Genomic DNA, 19,440 nt, shown 5'->3' on the forward strand with positions numbered 1-19,440 from the left:
CCGATGCGTCGCATCACCGTAGTGCAGTTGCTGCCAACACTGTGTGCTGGCGGTGTCGAACGCTCAACTCTGGAAATTGCCGCAGCGCTGGTGCAGGCTGGACACCGTGCGGTTGTGATCTCCGCGGGTGGGCCTTTGATCACGCCGTTGGTCAGCAGTGGCGCCGAGCACTTGACGCTGGACATTGGCCGCAAATCGCTGCTGACACTACGCCACGTCGCTTCACTGCGTCGATTGTTTGCCGAGCTACGTCCTGACATTGTGCATGCACGTTCGCGGTTACCTGCGTGGCTGAGTTGGTATGCACTGCGTGGCCTTGTCTCCTGCCCAAGGCCGCGGTTCATCACGACTGTGCATGGTCTCAATTCTCCGAACCCCTACAGTGCCATCATGACCTATGGTGAACGGGTAATTTGTGTTTCACAGGTGGTGCACGACTATGTACTGCGACATTACCCCCGTACCGATCCGCAGCGGCTGTGTACAATCCCACGCGGCATCGACGTCGGTCAGTTTCCACGCCGACCGTATCCGGATCGATGCGCGCGTCTCTGGGCCAGGAAATATGTCCCGTACTTGGATGACGACATGTCTTTGCTGCTATTGCCCGGCCGCGGCACGAGATTGAAGGGACATGGTGATGCACTCGCTTTACTGGCGGCACTGCGCAGTGCCGGCCACAACACCTGCTTGTGGCTGCCTGGTGCGCGCGAATCAGGCCGTGAATCCTACCTAGGTGAGCTGGAAGCCCAAGCCCGCAGGCTGGGCATCGCCGACATGGTTGTATTCACTCCACCTACCGAGCATCTCGTTGAAGCCTATGCGGCCAGCGACCTGGTGCTACAACTTTCGTGCAAACCTGAAGCATTCGGTCGCACGGTGCTTGAGGCACTCGCGGTTGGTCGCCCCGTGCTGGGCTGGAATCATGGTGGTGTTGGCGAATTACTCACCCAACTGCAGCCCGATGGTGCAGTTGCCCCGTTCGATGCGGACGTACTTCAGACGCGCGCTGAAATGCTGTTGACACACTCCCCGGAGCTACCTCAAGTCATTCCTTACACGTTGCAGGCAATGCAATCGGCCACGCTGAAAGTCTATGACGAACTCTGCGCCTGATCTTGCCACCATCTGCACGCCAGTATCGCTGCTTGACGTCGGCCGTTGGGCACCGGTGGGGGTGGTTGTGTTCGTGGCGCTTTGGCCGCTGCCGGGATTGGCCGCCACGGTCCTTACCCTGAGTGCGCTACTCGCCAGTTACCATCTGATCCGCTATCGCTTTCGTGGTGGCACCCAGTTGCTTGATGGTCCGGTCTGGGCGCTGACCAGCGTTTTTTTCATGGCCTACTGGCTGCCACAGGTGGTGTCTTTATTCGGAGCTTTGGACCTCTCCGAGACGTTACGCAAGGTCGCTACAGACCTGCGCTATTTACCTTTCATGTGGTTATGCGCGATTGCCGTAGCGACCCCCGAGCGTCGGGATCGCACCTTCAGAGGGCTTGCCGCGATCGGGTTGGTCTGGACGTTGGATGCGCTGGCCCAGGCGGTGTTCGGCACCAGTCCGTTGTTCTGGTTGTTGAATCAGCTCAAACAGGGGATGGGAGGCTATGGATTCTGCACATCCCAGGAGATGATATTAGCTGACCGTCTGAGCGGGATTTTCGGCCCATGTAATCTCAAACTTGGCCAGATTTTGGCAACTTTGTCGCCATTTGTGCTGTTTGCAGTGCAACGTCGCAGTTTTACGCTGTGGCTGCTGGCCGTGGTGGTGATCGGCATCGTGCTGTTGTTGGCAGGGTCGCGTGCTTCCTGGATCACCTATGGTCTGATTCTGATGCTGTCAGGCTGGAGATTGCTTGGGATGCGGCGTTTACTGGGACTGAGTGTACTCTTCTTGCCATTGACGGTCGCAGTGGTTGCCTTTTCACCTCAAACACGCGAACGCATCTACCGTACCGCAGCGATTTTTGCCGATCATGGCGGTGGAGTGGACAAGGCATTGTCCGGACGCAGCCAAATCTGGCACGCGGCGGTGTGTATGATCCGTGCGCATCCCTTTAGTGGCGTTGGCGTGCGGGGTTTTCGGGATGCTTATCCTGCTTGTGACCCCACGCCAGACCGGATGCCAGCCTGGGGCACAGGGCCTGCACTGCACGCGCACCAAATCGTGTTGGAAATCCTCTCTGAAACCGGCGTGATTGGCTTGCTGCTCTGGGTGGCTGGTGCAGCAATGGCTTGGCGTGCTTGGCGTTATGCTGCTACTACCGCGCGCGACCGTGCTCGCCCAGCGATGATCTCATTATTGGCGACAGTGTTCCCCTTCAATACTCACTTGGCGTTCTATTCCAGCTTCTGGGGTGCCTTGATGCTGATGCTGGCCGGTCTCTATGCTGGAGCGTTGCTTCAGGATCGCGACGGTAAGAAAGCAGGTCCGGCAGACGGATAACGGTAAGTAGCCGTTGTGTCGATCTGATCTGATGGCATAGGGACTCGCAGTCAGCCGATATCATGCAGGTTGATCACGTTCACACCGTTGCGCAACCGCTGTCATGGTGGGTATTGGCGCTGCACTATCGTGTTCAAGGGATCAGTAAGGAAGACATGCCGATCCATGGACCCAGAGGGGGGCCAAGATCAGAAATTCAGTCGTAGAAGCTGCTGTGTCCATCTGGTTGCCGTTTGAAACGGCGATGGACCCATAAATATTGATCCGGTGCCTCTTGTATCATCGCTTCGATCACTTGATTCACGCGTGCGGTGTCGGCAGCCATATCGTCGGATGGGAAATCGGTCAATGGTGGTGCGATCTTCAACACGTAGTCGCTTCCTTGGCGGCGATGAAAGTAAGGCACCACTGCACAGCCGGTGAGACGGGCGAGTTGATGGGTTGCGGTGATGGTCGCTGCCGGCATACCAAAGAAGGGTGCAAACACCGTATCTTTGCCTCGCATGTCTTGGTCTGGTGCGTACCACAGGAAGCCACCACGCTTAAGGTGCTTGATCGTTGCACGCAACTCTTCGTTGGCAAACATATGTGTGGCGTAGCGTAGCCGCCCACGTTTGACTGCCCACTCCAATACCGGATGGCGATGGCGCCGGTACATGCCGGCCAATGGCACGTAGTCGCACAGCAGTCGCCCGCATATCTCCAAAGTCATGAAGTGTCCGGAGACAAGCAACACGCCGCGGCCTTCACGCTGCAGCTGGCGCAGGTGTTCCAGACCTTCCAGACGTATGCCCGCACGGATTACGTCGATCGTTCCCCACCAAGCGCGTGCAAACTCGAACAAGCCCACACCCAACGCATCAAAATTCTTGCGCAACAAGTTTTGCCGCCAAGCCTCATCGTGTTGTGGAAAGCACAGCCGCAAATTGACCTCAGCCGCATGCCGGCGAGTCCTCAGCAGACGCAGTGCGACTGGCCCAATCATCCGGCCCAGCAGGTGCTGTAGTCCCCAAGGCAGGCGTGCGGCTATCACCATCCCGCACAGTGCCAAGTACATCGGCCAGTGTGCCGGTTTCAGTAAGGACGGACGCGGGGTAACGTCGCTAAATTCTGACATAGAGCAATTCTATGGGATTAGCTTCAGTATGTTCCCTATCTCCATAGGCGCGCGGTAATCGGCTTCCGTATCCTTGGCAGATGAGAAAAGATCCAATTGAATGGCTGCTACGCACAATATATTCGGCCCTGCTGTATCTGTTACTCCCCGTCACCATCTACCATTTGGTCTGGCGTGGCTTTCGTCTTCGTGAATATTTCAATCGCTGGAATGAGCGCTATGCCTCGTATCCACCGTCGTGTGGACGTCCTCGAGTGTGGTTACACGCCGTTTCGGTGGGGGAAGTCAATGCCGCTGCGTCTTTGGTTGACGCTTTGCGCCGCCAACGACCGGATATCCGTTGGGTCATCACCACCATTACCCCAACCGGTTCCGGGCGCGTGCGTGCGCTCTGGGGAGAATCATTGGAGCACGTCTACTTGCCATATGATGTGCCTGGCAGTGTCGAACGCTTCTTGCGGTATTTTCGTCCGCAGTTAGCGCTGATTCTGGAAACCGAGCTCTGGCCGAATCTGCTGTTTGGATGCCGCAGTCATGGCATTCCTGTTTATATCCTCAATGCACGGCTGTCGGCACGTTCACTACGTGGCTATCGTTTGCTCGCACCGCTTATTGCACGTGTGTTACGTTCGGTGGTGTGTGTGGCAGCGCAGTCCCAAGACGATGCAGCACGCTTTTTGCGTCTGGGCGCGCGTCCTGATCAAGTGGTTGCATTGGGTAATTTGAAGTTTGACATCCCCATACCAGAGCACCTGGATGCTTTCGTGGCTGTATTCCGCAGGGGTGTGCCGGCGGCGCGGCCAGTGTGGATTGCGGCCAGCACCCATGAAGGCGAGGAGGCTGCCGTCATCGACATCCATGCGCGCTTACTGCGTCTTATCCCGGGTGTATTGCTGCTGTGGGCACCACGTCACCCGGAGCGTTTTCATAAGGTCGAGGGACTGGCACGTGGGTACGGCTGGCGCGTTAATACGCGCCAACAACACATGTGGCCGGATGTTGCTACCGACGTGTTTGTTATCGATACACTTGGTGAGCTCACGGCATTTTACGCATGCGCCCAGGTTGCTTTTGTTGGCGGCAGCTTGCAGCCAGTCGGAGGTCACAATCTGCTTGAGCCGGCAGCCGTTGGTACCGCTACAGTGACCGGATCGCATCTGCACAATTTTTCAGAGATCTCGCGGCGCATGAAGTCTGCTCATGCGTTGGAAATCTGTGCCGACGCCGACGCAGTCGGCGTGATGCTGGAACAGCTACTGGCAGATCCGACCAAGCGTACGCAGATGGCCCAGGCTGGATTGGCGTTAGTTGCCAACGGACGTGGTGCAGTTGCACGCACACTGGAGCAGATCCATCCACATTTGCCACCAACGATGTCTGTTGAGAAGTGAGTGCGGTTGAGGTGCAATGTTCAAAGGCCAACACGGAGATATCAGGTGTTGGTATATCGCAGTCCAAAACCTGTCAGCACTTATCATGCGCTTAAAGATTTTGTATTTTTACGTCAAACCTTGACTCCAGGGTTGTGATGTTGGAATGACTGGTACTTGATACGCGTGTACAAGCGCTCTATCACGTTTCCCTTCAGATATCAGATGTTCTGCGGTAATAATCAACTGCACGGGCTTGTTCGGAGCCTTCCGAGGTCGCCTGAGATTCAAATGGTGTCGCCCAACGGAGTGCTTGTGGCTCGTTGTTTCTGAAGCCTTTAGTGCACTACTGATGCTACTCACGATCATTGGGTTGATCAGGATGCGTTGGACTTGCATCTGGCCTGCTATCGGCAAGCACAAAATATTTCCAAACATCATGATTACCGCCATCGGAACACACCCATGTACACGGGTGCCAGAGGCTTTATTCCCTGGACAAACGCCATCATGGAGGACTGATGTGAGTCATCTATCGCACGGTTTGGATGAATACGTCCGTTGGACTCAAGCTGTTTGCTTTGCCGGATAAGATTCATTGGCACTGCTCCCAAGCGTAACAATCATCCTGACGTGCCCGTGCAGCAAGTAGTATTTCAATACCTGTCAATGTCAAGAGAACTTGGTGGTCCGTCTGCCTAAGGGCACGAATCTATGCGTGCTCAGTCAAGGATGCATGACGACATTCCGTGCCTGCTCAAGACAAGAGGCGATTGATCTGTGAACACCGCCAAGAAGTTATAAATGAAAACATCCTCCTGTAGTCCAGTTCCTGGTTCAGTAGTCCCTTAGACGTGCTTTTTAAGTGTGCGTGGTCTATGGCCTGTTCCATGTCATCGCCAATGACGGGCAGGCCGTCATTGTCCCGACATGGATAACTGCGGCCAATGTGCTGGGTTAAGCGGAGCAGTTCCCCATGACTTGGAGTGGGAGGACAGACATGCATGCAAATCAGTCGTTAACTTATGTCCATCAGGGCCAGTGCGCGACCTTGACCCAAATGTGCTAGGGATGCTCTGAGAAACCCCCGCAACATTGTTACAACTCATTGATTCACATGAGATGAGATTCCATCCATGCAGTTTCAGAAGATTTCAGACATCCCTACCCCGGTTTGGCGAGGCGTATGTAGATCAAGCACACTGACCAAGGCATCCTGTCCAGGAGGTATCAAACGCTGAACCAACACCATCAAGCCATATCTGCGGGCAACCTGATTAGCAACAAGCTCAAGTTCAAGTGTGCCTTGTTCTGCTTAGCAGCGAGTAATCTAAAAATACTTTCAAATACCATACTCTACCCCCTTGCGGTGGTGACTAATTGCCTAGATATCTCAAGCTTCCATGACACATTGCGCCCTGTTTGCCTTGTTACGTTGGCTGGTCGGATTCAGTCTGGCCACTGTGGTACTCCCAGCTGCGATCGCCCAAAACTTCGCCGCAATTAAACCGTCGCCCCAACAGATAGCGTGGCAGGACCTGGGATTTGGCGTCATCGTCCATTTCAACCCTAATACTTGGCTGAATCAGGAGTGGGGTGATGGTAGTGCCACTCCGAAGGTGTTCAATCCCACCCAGGTCGATCCCGGCCAGTGGGCGCGAGCAGCCAAAGCAGCAGGAGCCAAGTACCTGATCTTGGTGGCTAAGCACCATGATGGCTTCGCCCTATGGCCAACGGCGCAGAGTGAGTATTCGATTAAGCATAGCCCGTGGATGGACGGCAAAGGCGACTTGGTGAAGTTGACCGCTGAAGCGGTACGTCAGGAAGGGATGGGTTTCGGGATCTACCTTTCGCCGTGGGACCGTCATGAACCCAAATATTCTGACGCTCATGCCTACAATCAGTTTTATGCTGCGCAACTCGTGGAACTCGCATTGCACTACGGCCCAATCACCGAATGGTGGCTGGACGGGGCCGGCAGTGCAGGCCACGTATACGATTTCGATAAATATCTGGAAGAGTTGCGCACCTACCAGCCTAATGCAATGGTCTTTGCCGACACGGCATTATTCAAATATGGCGACATCCGCTGGGTTGGCAACGAAGCTGGTGTTATCGAAGGTGAGAACTGGAATGTCATCGATCGCCACGGTGATTTGCGGTGGCGTCCAATAGAAGTCGATACCCCGTTGCACCAGTTGCAGTGGTTTTGGCATCCAAACAACGAGCAGACTCTCAAAAGCGTGGATGAGTTGATCGCTATCTGGGAGAAGAGTGTTGGTCTGGGTGGCCAATTGATATTGGGTATTGCTCCAGACACGCGGGGCCTGCTGCCGGAAGCAGACGTCAAACGGCTACAGGAAATGGGGGCAGCAATCCAGGCGCGTTACGGTCCCGGCAAGAACCTGGTCCCTGCGAATCTGAAAAATCAACAAGCCATCTTTCCAGCGGTGGACGGTGATTTGGATACTTTTTGGAGCGCGCCGCAAGGCTCACACAGTGCAGTGTTTGAACTCCATTTCAAGCGACCAATCACCTTTGACACTGCACTGAGCATGGAATGGATCAATGATGGCCAGCTGGTACAGAAGTATGTGATCGAAGTCTGGCAGCAAGGCAAATGGGTGCGCGTTGCCCAAGCGCAAGCAATCGGTAGGATGAAGATTGATCATTTTGCTTCGGTGACCGCTTCCCGCGTCCGTCTAAATATCCTTGCCAGTGCGGATGCGGTGCATATCCGTGAGTTTCAGTTGTTCAATACGGGTAATAGTGTGGCGGCAAATTAGATCTTGGGGTTCAACACGATTGCGTATGGGGTTGTTGTGAGGCGAATACTCGGCTATCGCTTCCGAGTGTTTCTCGCAGCAGGTGAGTCATGTTCGAGCAGAAGTTTCCTTGTGGTGTTCCTTGCCTTATTTAACGCAAATCAGTCACTGCAGCATGAGCTCTTCTTATGCAGGCGATCAGACGCGATGCTAAGTGTTGGATAGCGGTGTTGACTTCAATATAGCGACTCTCCAACCATTAAAAGCGAGTCCGACCTTGAGTGATGTCAGTGGACGATACATCGGCCGTTAGTGAGGTATAGAACCTGTTACACCATCAAAAAGCATTTTTCGGTTCTTTGGTTGCTTCGATAAGCGTGACGTGATGTTCACTGCTCCGCCATGTATGGACCATCGGGATGCCTAAGGTCATATTGTGACGTTCTAGATCATGCTTATCAGCTTTGCTTATTTACTTTGTGAAACAACAGTGTGTATTACTCAACGAGTGCATGATTGAATCATCCATGTGCACTCGCTACACCTTTTAAGCTAATCCATGGGTCAGGATTGAATTAGTGTGTATTACAAGTCATTCATTCGATCATCACGCAAACACTCTAATACACCGTTGCGTTAAAACAGTGGAATTTAAGCGATCAAAATGATTACAAGCAGTTGAGTCTGGCTCATAACGCGGAAAATGCCGAGCTCGAAAGTCGGGTTGACTACTCAAATTGGTAACAAAAAGAGTGATGAGCACACCGACGAGATGGACAAATAAATGGTCAAATCACTGCGACAGGATAAGGCAGGCAGGATCGTCATTCCTTCAATCCAACGTGACCAAGTACAGACTAACCATGACCGTATGTTGCACTAGGTTGAAATGCAGACAGTGTGTACACAACATTGCCCAGAGGCATTGGGTCTGAGGATCATTGTGTGGAGTGATGCTGTCTTGTGTGCCTATGTCGTCATCGTGGTGCTGTAACCACCGTGTATTGATCTGCTCACCAGGGGATGACTAGGGTCTATTCTGCTGGGATGTGTCCACATAAATGCTGCAGTGCATAGACGACCAACGCCATGAAGCAATCCAGCTTGAGCCTCAAGACAGTGACGCACTAGCACATACTCGCTAGTGGAATGGGATGGTAAGCATGCTGCCGCGATCAGATCTGACAGCATTGCTATCGCCGGTTTTATCCGGGGCCAAGTTTCCTTGAGGTTATCCTTTAGGCGATGCTGCTTATCCATTTCATGCAACAGTGGTCAACCACCGGGTCAGGATTAAAAGTAGTACATAACATTGTGGGGCTATTTCCCCATGACGATGTTCTGGGAGGTGGGCATGCGTGCTTTAAAGACGCAGCATATTGCTGTATCACATGCTGGCGCGCGACAGGCAGGCTCGGCACCTTCTGGAAACCGTGAATGTATTCCTGCCGAGCAGGGCGTGGCCACTCAAGAGTGGTACGGCAGTGGGTGCCGACGGTTGATCAGTGCATCTCGTCAGATCAGGGAAGCCAGTAGCCAATACGCTCCGGACATCGCCCCCCGATCCAGCAAAGTCAGCAATGCAGCTTAGGTATGCAAGTGCATGTCGGCTTAAACAGCGACTTCGGGTGATTCCATGCAGTACATGGCACCAGCAGCAACATGAACGACGTGCTTAAAGCCAACACACCGCCGTTGGGCATGAAGGAAACTCAAGCCTAGATCGATGCCTGACGCCACAGGTCCACCAAGCGATTCGATATTAGGGCGTTGCGATCCAGTCGGACAGACACTGGCTCATTCCGCCAAAGTCCAGCGACTCGATGACCTGCTGCGTTACTTTGAGCGCATTAGGCTCGGATCACTGGCTAAGGTGCAGTCTTTAGTTTTGGGAGCTGAAGTGTCCATTCAGACACGTCTAAGGCGTATGACTGGTTTGTGGTGAAGTACACAATACGACTGCACACGCTGTGTGCGCTGCTTCAGCTGCGATGGGTGGGAAGCAAACAGTATTCATATGATCATTTTGGTCATGATTTCGATCACTCCTTGATCTGGAGCGTTATCTTGCAAGTGTTTCCAGCAATGGTCCAAACGTACAGACCAGCGAGGCGAACACGAGATCGTTGCTGGTATTTTTGTCGTTAAACGTGGATCCCTAGGAAAATGCTTGACACGGTTGAACAAGCACCAATCAAGTGTGCCTACACATAGCAGATGTTCCAGGCTGCTCCTGTAACCGTACCAGCGTGCCCAAAGCGTCCAGAGTCAGACGTCACCTAGGACTCAACTCAGGCCAGGGAGCGTCCGATCCGTTGTTTGAAGTCCTGGCTGTTGGGCTGATGAGTGATGTGTTCGACTTCCTGCTGGCTTGTTACCGCAAGCGGGATCTGCTGCCAAACATCGTTTGGCTCATCACTGCTCCTGAAAGATAAGGGACTCATCAAGCACGTTTACCAGACCTTGAATGGTCCCCTGGGTCATATCGTGTTGGTTATTTGGTTATATAGAGAGTGTCTACGTTATCCGGGCAGCGATTGATGTGCAGCGGCTATTGAAAAGTCTTTAGCGCACTACTGGCGCAGAGAATGCAGACCATATTCCTCGCTGCCCTGCTGTGGTTAACACATCCTTGCCGATCCAGGCCATCCCAATACACTTTACTCATGAGGGCAATGGCGCGTTCCACGTGACTTCGCCAAGGTCCACGTCGTTCGCTATGCTTCGGCATCAGTGAGATAACAGGGTGCTCCAATGCACCCAAACGGATTGCAGCGATGTCATACGCTGTGGAAAAGTAGGTGGAATCTGGAGAGGAGAGGCCGTTACAATTCCAATCTTACCTCGCCATCCTGGCGACTGGGCAAGAATAGGAAACTAATACTATGGTCAAGATTCGTCTGACTCGCGGCGGTGCTAATAAGCGCCCTTTCTACCAGATCATCGTTACCGATTCGCGTAACAAGCGCGACGGTCGTAACATCGAGCGTCTCGGCCACTACAATCCAGTGGCACAAGGTGCAGAATCGCGCGTGGTATTGAATACGGCTCGCGTCGAACATTGGGTCAAAAACGGCGCTCAACTGACGGATAAGGTCCGTAACCTGTTGAAGGAAGTTATCAAAGCTCAGGCCACTACGGCCTAATGAGCTGGGATTGGGTCCCGTGATCCAACCCGGATACCAAATCGATGAAAGATAACAACCGCCTTATCTTGCTCGGAAGGATCGTAGGCAGTTTCGGCTTGCGTGGCGAAATCAAACTGGAGTCCTGGACTGAACCACGAAATGCAATCTTCCGTTACCAGCCGTGGTTACTACGCTCTCCTACAGGTACCGAATCTATGTTGAGCGGTGTGCATGGGTACGAGACTGGCAAGCGTTTGATTGCAACCTTTCCCGGCATCAATGATTGCGATGCAGTCGCAGCCATCCGCGGTACCGAAATCTATGTGCCACGCAGCGCCTTGCCCCCCCCGCAGCCCGACGAATATTACTGGGTCGACCTGGAAGGGCTGCAAGTGCAAACCATTGAGGGGGTAGCCCTTGGTAGCGTTTCACATCTGTTTTCCACCTGTACCAATGATGTGCTGGTCGTACACGGCGAGCGCGAGCACTTGGTTCCGTTTATTCAGCCGGATTACGTGAAGTCGGTCGATTTCGGGGCTGAGCGTATCGTTGTCGATTGGGATCCTGCATTCTGATCGAGGATACCTGATGGCGTCTGCGATCAGGCCAACTCCTTCCAGTCTTGCCCCATACGGCTCCACCGCACAGCAGCCTTCATCCAATCTGGCCTCAGAAATCCTGCTCGCATGCGTATCGACGTTATTAGCTTGTTCCCCGAATTCATTGCGCAGTGCGTTGGCTTCGGTGTGATCGGCAGAGCTCAGGAACGTGGTTTACTCGATCTACACAACTGGAATCCACGCGACTACGCCCAAGGGAATTACCGCCGTGTCGACGACCGCCCATTTGGTGGTGGTCCAGGTATGGTGATGCTGATCGAGCCACTACGCGCCTGCCTTGAAGCGGTGCGTGCAGCGGATCCTCAACCAGCACCGTTGATTTATCTCAGCCCGCAAGGGGTTCTTTTAAACCAGTCCCGTGTGAGGAAGCTGGCCATGCTGCCACGGATGGTACTGCTATGCGGGCGATACGAAGGCATTGACGAGCGCTTTGTCGCTTACGAAGTGAACATGGAGCTGTCAATTGGTGACTATGTGTTGTCTGGTGGTGAATTGGGAGCGGCAGTGGTCGTCGACGCAGTCACCCGGTTACAGGAGGGGGCATTGAACGACACCGCATCAGCGCAGCAGGACAGCTTTGCAGAAGCCGACAGTCTGCTTGATTACCCGCACTACACTCAGCCATCCAATCACGCCTGGGGGAATGTGCCGGACGTGCTACGTTCAGGCAACCATGCTGCGATCGCGCGTTGGCGTCGCCAGCAGTCGCTGCTGCGCACTTGGCTGAGGCGACCAGACCTGATGGATGAAACGAGACTGTCGGAAGCCGATCGCTTACTGCTTGATGAGGTTAAGTGCGCGCATGATGTGGATACGGATGGCAAACGACCGGTCTCCTAGTGTGGAACCTGGCGAGTATGCTAGGATCCGGCTCCTTTACGCAGATCACCGGTTTTCATTGGCGATATGCGAGTTGATGTAATCGTGCAGTACAACCCGGTGGTTGCATCAACCCACACCCGAACCCGTCGTACGTAATGACACGTACACTTAATAAACGTATCTCTGTGCATCCATGAGCAAACTGAATAAGTCCATTGTTGCAGAATTCGAGTCTGCCCAGATCACCCGCCAATGGCCGCGGTTCAGCCAAGGCGATACTGTCGTTGTCAACGTCAAGGTCAAAGAAGGCAATAGAGAGCGTCTGCAAGCCTACGAAGGCGTGGTCATTGCTATCAAGAACGCAGGCCTCAACTCCTCTTTTACGGTACGTAAGATCGCGCATGGTTGTGGTGTCGAGCGTGTGTTCCAGACCCATAGCCCAATCATCGAATCGATAGAAATCAAGCGTCACGGTAAAGTGCGCGCTGCTAAGCTGTACTACTTGCGTGGTTTGGAAGGCAAGGCTGCCCGCATCAAGGAAGATTTAGCCGCTACCGCACAGGCGAAGTTGGCCCGCCAAACGACAACTGTCAAAGCCGAGTAACCCCCACTGGGGAGACGGAAGTGCAGGTCCCTTTGTTTGCATAACCTGCAGCCGTTTCTTCTGCGGAAATTGTTCATTAAGCGATTTAGAGTGATGTCCTTACGAGATTGTCGCTGGAGAGAATATTGGTTTGTCCAGAGTTCGATATCTTAGCCAGTCTCGCTTCGGCGAACGCCGATTCCCCTCGATTCGGATGAGCTGTGGTCCCCCATCATTTATCAAGTGACACTTGAACTGCGGCCACCCACCCGCAGCAAGCATTGTATGAAGATAGGGTGTTTCCTTCGCATTGAAAATGCTGTCACCTCATTGGGCAACAGTGCATGGGTGTTGCGGCTCCAGGTATGGCCAGTTTCCATATCGATTGCAATCGCATTGCCTTACAGCGCCAGCGCCGTTCTATGATGCGATGTCTGTTGTGGTCATTCAATGATAGATGTCCAAGATAAAGGAATTGACTGCGTCGAGCTGGATGGTGCTTGCATCCTGATTGTTTGGAGAGCATCCAATCGTTGTAACGAAATAAGCTAGAGAGAACCTTTAGATTTAGGATCGACGATAATCGCGTCATGGCTGTCAACCTGAAAACCAAAGAAGAGATTGAACAGATGCGCATCGCCGGCCATTTGGCTGCTACGGTGCTTGATGTGGTCGCTCCATATGTGAGGCCAGGTGTGACCACCGCAGAACTGGATCGCATCTGCCACGACTATATCGTTACTGTGCAGGGTGCTATTCCGGCCAACGTCGGCTATCGCGGCTTTCCTAAGACGGTATGCACTTCGGTCAATAACGTCATTTGCCATGGCATTCCAAGCGATGCCAAGGTCCTGAAAGATGGCGACATCATCAATATCGACGTCACTGTGATCAAGGACGGTTGGCATGGCGATACTAGTCGCATGTATTACGTCGGTACGCCATCGGTGATGGCACGTCGGCTCGTAGAAACCACATACGAGGCAATGTGGCGTGGTATCCGTGCCGTCAAACCTGGCGCCACGCTTGGCGACATTGGTTACGCAATTCAAACCTATGCCGAAAGCGAGCGCTTTAGCGTAGTACGCGAATACTGTGGTCACGGTATCGGCAAGGTCTACCACGACGAGCCACAGGTGCTGCATTATGGCCGCCCGGGCGAGGGCCTGATCCTGGAATCAGGGATGACCTTCACGATCGAACCGATGATTAATGAAGGAACCCGCCACCACAAGGTATTACCCGATGGTTGGACCGTGGTCACCAAGGACCGCAAGCTGTCAGCGCAGTGGGAACATATGATTGCGGTCACTGAAGACGGCGTGGATGTGTTGACCCTATCACCTCACGACATCTGCCGCACGTGAACTTCCTGCCGTCCCACGTGCCCACCTCTAGGGCATCGGGTGACGCCAACCTGGCGCGCGTCGAGTTGGATCGATGTGCAGTTATTGTGCCGTTTCGACGAGGGTGACAGCATCGACCATCTACTAGCACGGCGTGTGCGTTGCATGGACCCGTTGATCCAAAGAGCTTGCTGCTGCTGCGTATCAGACAGCACTGACCTGTCGCTGTACGCGATGGGTGGATATGGCCGTGGCAAGTTGTTGCCGCGCTCAGACATTGATCTGCTGGTACTCGGTGAGGTTGAAGACCAACACACTCACGCGCAAGCCCTGGTGCGTCTGTTGGCGTTGCTGTGGGACAGTGGCTTTGCACTCAGCCATGCAGTGCGCTCGCTGGCACAGTGTGCCAGCCAGGCACAAAACCAGACGGTGTTGAACGCACTGATGGAAGCGCGCCCACTGGTCGCCAAACCAGCAACACGTGGTGTGTTCGCGATGGCCATCGCATCTGCAGGGATATGGCCGGCACATGATTTTTCCCAAGCCAAGTACGATGAGCTCCAGTGAAGGCACCAGCGTTTTGGTCATATCGCGGACAATTTCGAACCGGATATCAAAGAGGGTTCCGGTGGTCTCCGCGACCTGCAAACTCTAGATGTGGATGGCACTACGCCCGTTTGGTGTGTACAACTTGGATGCACTGGTTGACTTGGGCCATCTAAGCCGGGATAAGGCCACCACACTATGCCGTCAGAGACGTGAGTTAGCGCGGCTGTGTTATGGCTTACATCTGGTTGCCAACCATACAGAAGAACGACTGCGTTTCGAGTATCAGAAGGCATTGGCGCAGCGTCTTCACTTTACCGATGCCACGGAATGCCTGAGCGTGGCAAAGATGACCCAGCGTTGCTATTGCAGTGCATCGACGATACGCCGGATCAGTGATCGGTTGTTGCGACGCTTCGGGGAGCATTACAACGAGGAAACATTACCTCAGTCGCTAGGTGACAGCTTCTCACGGCATCACAGCGACCTTGCCGTCGATGCTACTGGCTGGCTGCACGCAGACATACTTGAAGTGTTTGTTCTGTTTGCCTGCTGGGTGACACGTCGTGACGTGTGTGGCCTGCACTCACGGAGCGCACGCGCACTGGCAGAAGTGTTATGGGCACTGCCATCTTATGAGCAAGCCTCCGCGATTGCCCGCAAACGTTGCATCGCGCTGCTATGCAGCCCACACGCGGTAGAGACACGCAACCACATGGCTGCGCTTGGTATCTTGGGGCAGTGGATGCCCGCATTCGTGCAGGTGTTAGGACGCATGCAGTTTGACCTATTCCACGTCGATACCGTGCACCAACACACTTTGATGGCGCTGAAAAACATCGCCCTATTTGCCGAAGGATGCAGCAAGGAACGTTTTTCGATCGCACCCGAACCCTGGCCACGGTGCTGCAAACTAAAGTTGCTACTGCTGGTCGGCCTGTTTTATGACATTGCCAAAGGACGCGGCGGCAAGCATTCCAAACGAGGCGCCATCGACGCATGTGTGTTCTGCACGGCACATCTGCTTAACGAAAACGATACCAATCTGGTTGCCTGGCTGGTCGAGCAACACCTATGCATGTCGATCACTGCACAGAAACAAGACATCTCTGATCCAGAGGTGCTTGACCGTTTTGCCATGCAGGTAGCCATACGCGAGCGTCTGGATGATCTATACCTGCTGAACTGTGCCGACAGCGCTGGCACCAGCCCTAACGTGTGGAACCCCTGGAAGGACCGATGGTTGGCCGACCTTTACTTTGCCACGCAACGCATGCTGCGCGAGGGCCTGCAACATCAGCCGTCGCAGAACGAGCGTTTGCACGAAGTACGCGCAGCAAGCCGTGAGTTAATCCATGTCCAAGGCTACGACGCCGCCACGATCGACCATCCTTTCGTCCATATACCGCAGGAGTGCTTCCTAGGCTTCCGACCTGAGCCATTGACCTGGCATCTAGCCGCGCTGATTGAAGCCACGATTGGCCAAGTCCTCGTCAAGGCCAGCCGTGCCTTGACGAACAACGCAGCACGAGAGGTTTTCGTCTACTCATCGGACCGCGATGGACTATTCCCCGCTAGCGTCACTACTCTGGATCGTCAAGAGGATGGAATCTACCGCGCACGTGCGCGCGACGCCCCATGTCAAGCGATTTTTGACACCTTTGAGGTGCTACCGGTTGACAGTTGTGCTGAACGTGATCTCGAATGCCTTGTTCTGGCCCGGCATGAAGTGCTGGCTGGCAACCTGACCCAACGACGCCCTTCCCGTCGCGTGATGTCTTACCAACGGCGCCATTTTCGCTTTGCCCCGCAGATATTTTTTAGCAACAGTGCCGACGTTTCCCGTACTTGCCTGAATCTGACCATTTCAGAGCGTCCCGGCGTGCGCTTGCCGACATTGCATCCGTCCTGCATGAATATCGGTGACGCGTGCATGATGCACACAGCGTCATATCCGGTGCACGTGCCGAAGATCAGTTCTTGATGACCGACGAACACGACCGTCCATTGTTCGAAGCTGCCCTGCAGAACCTGCATGATGCACTGCTGGGCTGCCTCGATCCCACATGTTTAAGTAAGGAGCCTCTATGACAACCCAGCCCCACTTCAAGGAAACCGCAGCGCAACAGGTGGACAAGAAGACATACTCTCATGTCGATGCGGCACTGGTGTGCGCTATCGAGAATGCATTTGCGCGCCACGCTACGCTGACTTCGGAGGAGATCGAAGATTCGATTCGCCCAACCGTCAACAGGGTGATTGATGGCCTGGAGAGTGGCGCGTTTCGTGTTGCTGAGCCGGATCACCACGGTGGCTGGAAGATCAATGAATGGTTGAAGAAAGCCGTGTTGCTTTACTTTCGGGTGAATGACACGGTGATGGTCGACGCCCAACCCGCTCCCTTTTGGGACAAAGTTGAGGCGCGCTTCTCTGGCTATGACGCAGCGAAGTTCCGGGCTGCTGGTGTGCGCGTCGTCCCAGGCGTGATTGCACGACGTGGCGCCTACTTCGGCAAAGATGTCGTGTTGATGCCAAGCTTCACCAACATCGGTGCCTATGTTGGTGAAGGCACGATGGTGGATACCTGGGCAACAGTGGGTTCGTGTGCACAGGTCGGTGCGCACTGCCATCTCTCTGGCGGTGCGGGGATCGGTGGCGTGCTCGAACCATTGCAGGCCAGCCCTGCCATCATTGAAGACCATTGCTTCATCGGTGCCCGTTCGGAAGTGGTGGAGGGTGTGGTGGTGGGCCATCACAGCGTCATCGGCATGGGTGTGTTTATTAGCCAAAGTACCCGCATCTACAACCGTGCCACCGGGGAAATTAGCTACGGTTACGTGCCGCCGTATAGCGTTGTGGTGTCTGGCCAGCTCCCAGCCAAGGATGGGACGCACTCCCTGTACTGTGCGGTGATTGTCAAGCAAGTTGACGAAAAAACACGCGCTAAGACAAGTATCAACGAGCTGCTGCGCGGCTTAACGGATTGAACGGAACAGTACGTATGACCACACTGTATGGATTGAAAAACTGCGATACCTGCAAGAAGGCGAATCAATGGTTGGATCGCTTTGGCATCGCTTACGTTTTTGTTGATTACCGTGAAAATATACCGGCACCGGAGACGCTGGTCGCATGGGCAAAAGAGGCGGGCAGCTTTGAAACACTGATTAACAAATCTTCAACCACGTGGCGTCAGTTACCGAACAATCGCAAAACGCCCGGCAGCGCAGCAGAATGGAAGCTACTGCTGCGCGAATATCCACAATTGATCCGGCGGCCTGTGGTTCTCACCAGCGACGGTACTTTCAGTCAAGGGTTTAGCGACAACGGATTCAAGAAGCGCTTCGGGATAGATTGAAGCATGTCTCCATCTGATGCGGTGTGTTGTTTTTTCTTGTAAATACTATGGAAGAATCCTTTTTGAATGCAGTGAAGCTCGGCTAATGCCCAAACCGAAACGCTAAGTTCAAACCTAAACCATCTGTTCCCGCCCCAACTTCTCATTCTCATGAGCGATGTTCTTGATCTTGCCTGTGATCTGATCTCCAGACCTTCAGTGACACCAGAGGATGCTGGCTGCCAAGCAATGCTTGCAAAGCGTCTGGAGTGCGCAGGCTTCACCTGTCAACACCTGCGCTACGGTGTGGTCGACAACCTGTGGGCCACGCATGGACAGGACACACCGGTACTTGTGTTGCTTGGTCACACGGATGTGGTCCCTTCCGGCGCAATGGAAGCATGGACCTCGGACCCGTTCATGCCACAGGTGCGCGACGGCATCCTATACGGGCGCGGTGCGGCTGACATGAAAGGAAGTGTGGCTGCATTCGTGATTGCCGCCGAGCGTTTCTTAGCCGCGCATCCCGAGCATCCAGGTACGTTGGCGATATTACTGACCTCTGATGAGGAAGGCGCTGCGCTGGATGGCGTCCGTAAGGTGGCTGAGACGTTACGCCAGCGTGGCCAGCGTATCGACTGGTGCCTGACCGGCGAGCCGTCTTCGAATGTGCGCCTGGGTGACCTGCTGCGGGTCGGGCGCCGTGGCAGTCTATCGGCAATCCTTAAAGTCAAGGGGATACAGGGCCACGTGGCCTATCCCGATAAAGCATGCAACCCTATTCACATCGCCGTACCGGCGCTGGCCGAACTGACGGCGCGGCACTGGGATGATGGTTATGCATCCTTCCCACCCACCAGCTTGCAGATGAGCAATATCCATGCTGGTACCGGTGTCAACAACGTTATTCCTGGCGAACTGGAGGTTGCCTTCAACCTGCGTTACAACCCGCATTGGGATGCCCCGCGGTTGGAGAATGAGATCACCGCATTACTCGATCGACACGGACTGAACTATACGTTGCGTTGGCATCGCAGCGGTGAACCGTTCTATACCCCGGAAGGGACGTTACGTCACATCGCGCGTGAAATATTAGAGCGCTTTTCCGGCGCGCCCCCGGAAGAAAGCACGGGTGGCGGCACTTCTGATGCGCGTTTTATTGCACCACTGGGTGCACAATGTATTGAGATCGGACCGGTTAACGCCAGCATTCACCAGATTGATGAGCACGTGCGCCTCGCCGACCTGGAGATGCTGCCAGACCTATACCAGGCGTTGATCGAGCGGTTGCTGACTGATCATTGAGACGGATTTTTCATGTATTCCATTGGCCAGTGTTCTTGCAGAAAGAAGGTGTGCCCAA

General features: G+C 54.1%; 14 protein-coding genes and 1 pseudogene. 14 read left to right on the forward strand and 1 reads right to left on the reverse strand.

Features of this window, described 5'->3' with window-relative positions:
- Window positions 1-3 precede the first annotated feature (3 nt).
- Both PLS229_RS00425 and PLS229_RS00430 read left to right on the forward strand, forming a co-directional pair.
- Entirely contained in the window at window positions 4-1,116 is a 1,113-nt protein-coding gene (locus PLS229_RS00425) for a glycosyltransferase (RefSeq protein ID WP_038271830.1), read from the forward strand.
- Window positions 1,097-2,443, forward strand: a complete 1,347-nt coding sequence (locus tag PLS229_RS00430) for an O-antigen ligase family protein (RefSeq protein WP_038271829.1) — start codon at window positions 1,097-1,099, stop codon at window positions 2,441-2,443. Before PLS229_RS00425 ends, PLS229_RS00430 begins: the two co-directional genes overlap by 20 nt.
- Window positions 2,444-2,639: 196 nt before the next feature.
- Here PLS229_RS00430 and PLS229_RS00435 read toward each other — a convergent pair whose 3' ends face one another.
- Complete coding sequence (locus PLS229_RS00435) at window positions 2,640-3,560, reverse strand: LpxL/LpxP family Kdo(2)-lipid IV(A) lauroyl/palmitoleoyl acyltransferase (RefSeq protein ID WP_038271828.1); 921 nt, start codon at window positions 3,558-3,560, stop codon at window positions 2,640-2,642.
- Window positions 3,561-3,640: 80 nt separating this feature from the next.
- Between PLS229_RS00435 and waaA the strand changes: the two genes are divergently transcribed.
- The 12 genes and pseudogenes from waaA (at window position 3,641) to dapE (ending at window position 19,382) form a co-directional block, all read left to right on the forward strand.
- Window positions 3,641-4,951: a lipid IV(A) 3-deoxy-D-manno-octulosonic acid transferase gene (gene waaA / locus PLS229_RS00440; RefSeq protein ID WP_038271827.1), complete on the forward strand. Its 1,311-nt coding sequence runs from the start codon at window positions 3,641-3,643 to the stop codon at window positions 4,949-4,951.
- A 1,406-nt stretch (window positions 4,952-6,357) separates the two neighbouring features.
- Window positions 6,358-7,716 carry an alpha-L-fucosidase gene (locus PLS229_RS00445; protein WP_230439346.1) on the forward strand — a complete coding sequence of 453 codons (1,359 nt, stop codon included), beginning with the start codon at window positions 6,358-6,360 and terminating at the stop codon, window positions 7,714-7,716.
- Window positions 7,717-9,025: 1,309 nt separating this feature from the next.
- Complete coding sequence (locus tag PLS229_RS00450) at window positions 9,026-9,286, forward strand: hypothetical protein (RefSeq protein ID WP_152536642.1); 261 nt, start codon at window positions 9,026-9,028, stop codon at window positions 9,284-9,286.
- Between the two features lie 1,294 nt (window positions 9,287-10,580).
- Window positions 10,581-10,841, forward strand: a complete 261-nt coding sequence (gene rpsP, locus PLS229_RS00455) for a 30S ribosomal protein S16 (RefSeq protein ID WP_038271824.1) — start codon at window positions 10,581-10,583, stop codon at window positions 10,839-10,841.
- Between the two features lie 44 nt (window positions 10,842-10,885).
- Entirely contained in the window at window positions 10,886-11,398 is a 513-nt protein-coding gene (gene rimM, locus PLS229_RS00460; protein ID WP_038271823.1) for a ribosome maturation factor RimM, read from the forward strand.
- Window positions 11,399-11,509: 111 nt separating this feature from the next.
- Complete coding sequence (gene trmD / locus PLS229_RS00465; RefSeq protein WP_038271822.1) at window positions 11,510-12,283, forward strand: tRNA (guanosine(37)-N1)-methyltransferase TrmD; 774 nt, start codon at window positions 11,510-11,512, stop codon at window positions 12,281-12,283.
- A gap of 175 nt (window positions 12,284-12,458) precedes the next feature.
- Window positions 12,459-12,869 (forward strand): 50S ribosomal protein L19, encoded by a 411-nt coding sequence (gene rplS / locus PLS229_RS00470; RefSeq protein ID WP_038271821.1) that lies wholly within the window; start codon window positions 12,459-12,461, stop codon window positions 12,867-12,869.
- A gap of 569 nt (window positions 12,870-13,438) precedes the next feature.
- On the forward strand, window positions 13,439-14,215 hold the full coding sequence (gene map / locus PLS229_RS00475) for a type I methionyl aminopeptidase (protein WP_038271820.1): 777 nt from the start codon (window positions 13,439-13,441) through the stop codon (window positions 14,213-14,215).
- A pseudogene (glnD, locus tag PLS229_RS00480) lies at window positions 14,212-16,831 on the forward strand ([protein-PII] uridylyltransferase). The gene map and the pseudogene glnD overlap by 4 nt, the downstream one beginning before the upstream one ends.
- Window positions 16,828-17,727, forward strand: a complete 900-nt coding sequence (dapD, locus tag PLS229_RS00485) for a 2,3,4,5-tetrahydropyridine-2,6-dicarboxylate N-succinyltransferase (RefSeq protein ID WP_038271818.1) — start codon at window positions 16,828-16,830, stop codon at window positions 17,725-17,727. The pseudogene glnD and the gene dapD overlap by 4 nt, the downstream one beginning before the upstream one ends.
- 14 nt (window positions 17,728-17,741) lie before the next feature.
- A complete protein-coding gene (locus PLS229_RS00490) occupies window positions 17,742-18,098 on the forward strand; it encodes a Spx/MgsR family RNA polymerase-binding regulatory protein (RefSeq protein ID WP_038271816.1) in 357 nt (118 codons plus the stop codon).
- 150 nt (window positions 18,099-18,248) lie between these two features.
- Window positions 18,249-19,382 (forward strand): succinyl-diaminopimelate desuccinylase, encoded by a 1,134-nt coding sequence (gene dapE / locus PLS229_RS00495; protein WP_038271813.1) that lies wholly within the window; start codon window positions 18,249-18,251, stop codon window positions 19,380-19,382.
- Window positions 19,383-19,440: the final 58 nt, after the last annotated feature.

The organism is Xylella taiwanensis (assembly GCF_013177435.1).
Classification (GTDB): Bacteria; Pseudomonadota; Gammaproteobacteria; order Xanthomonadales; family Xanthomonadaceae; genus Xylella; species Xylella taiwanensis.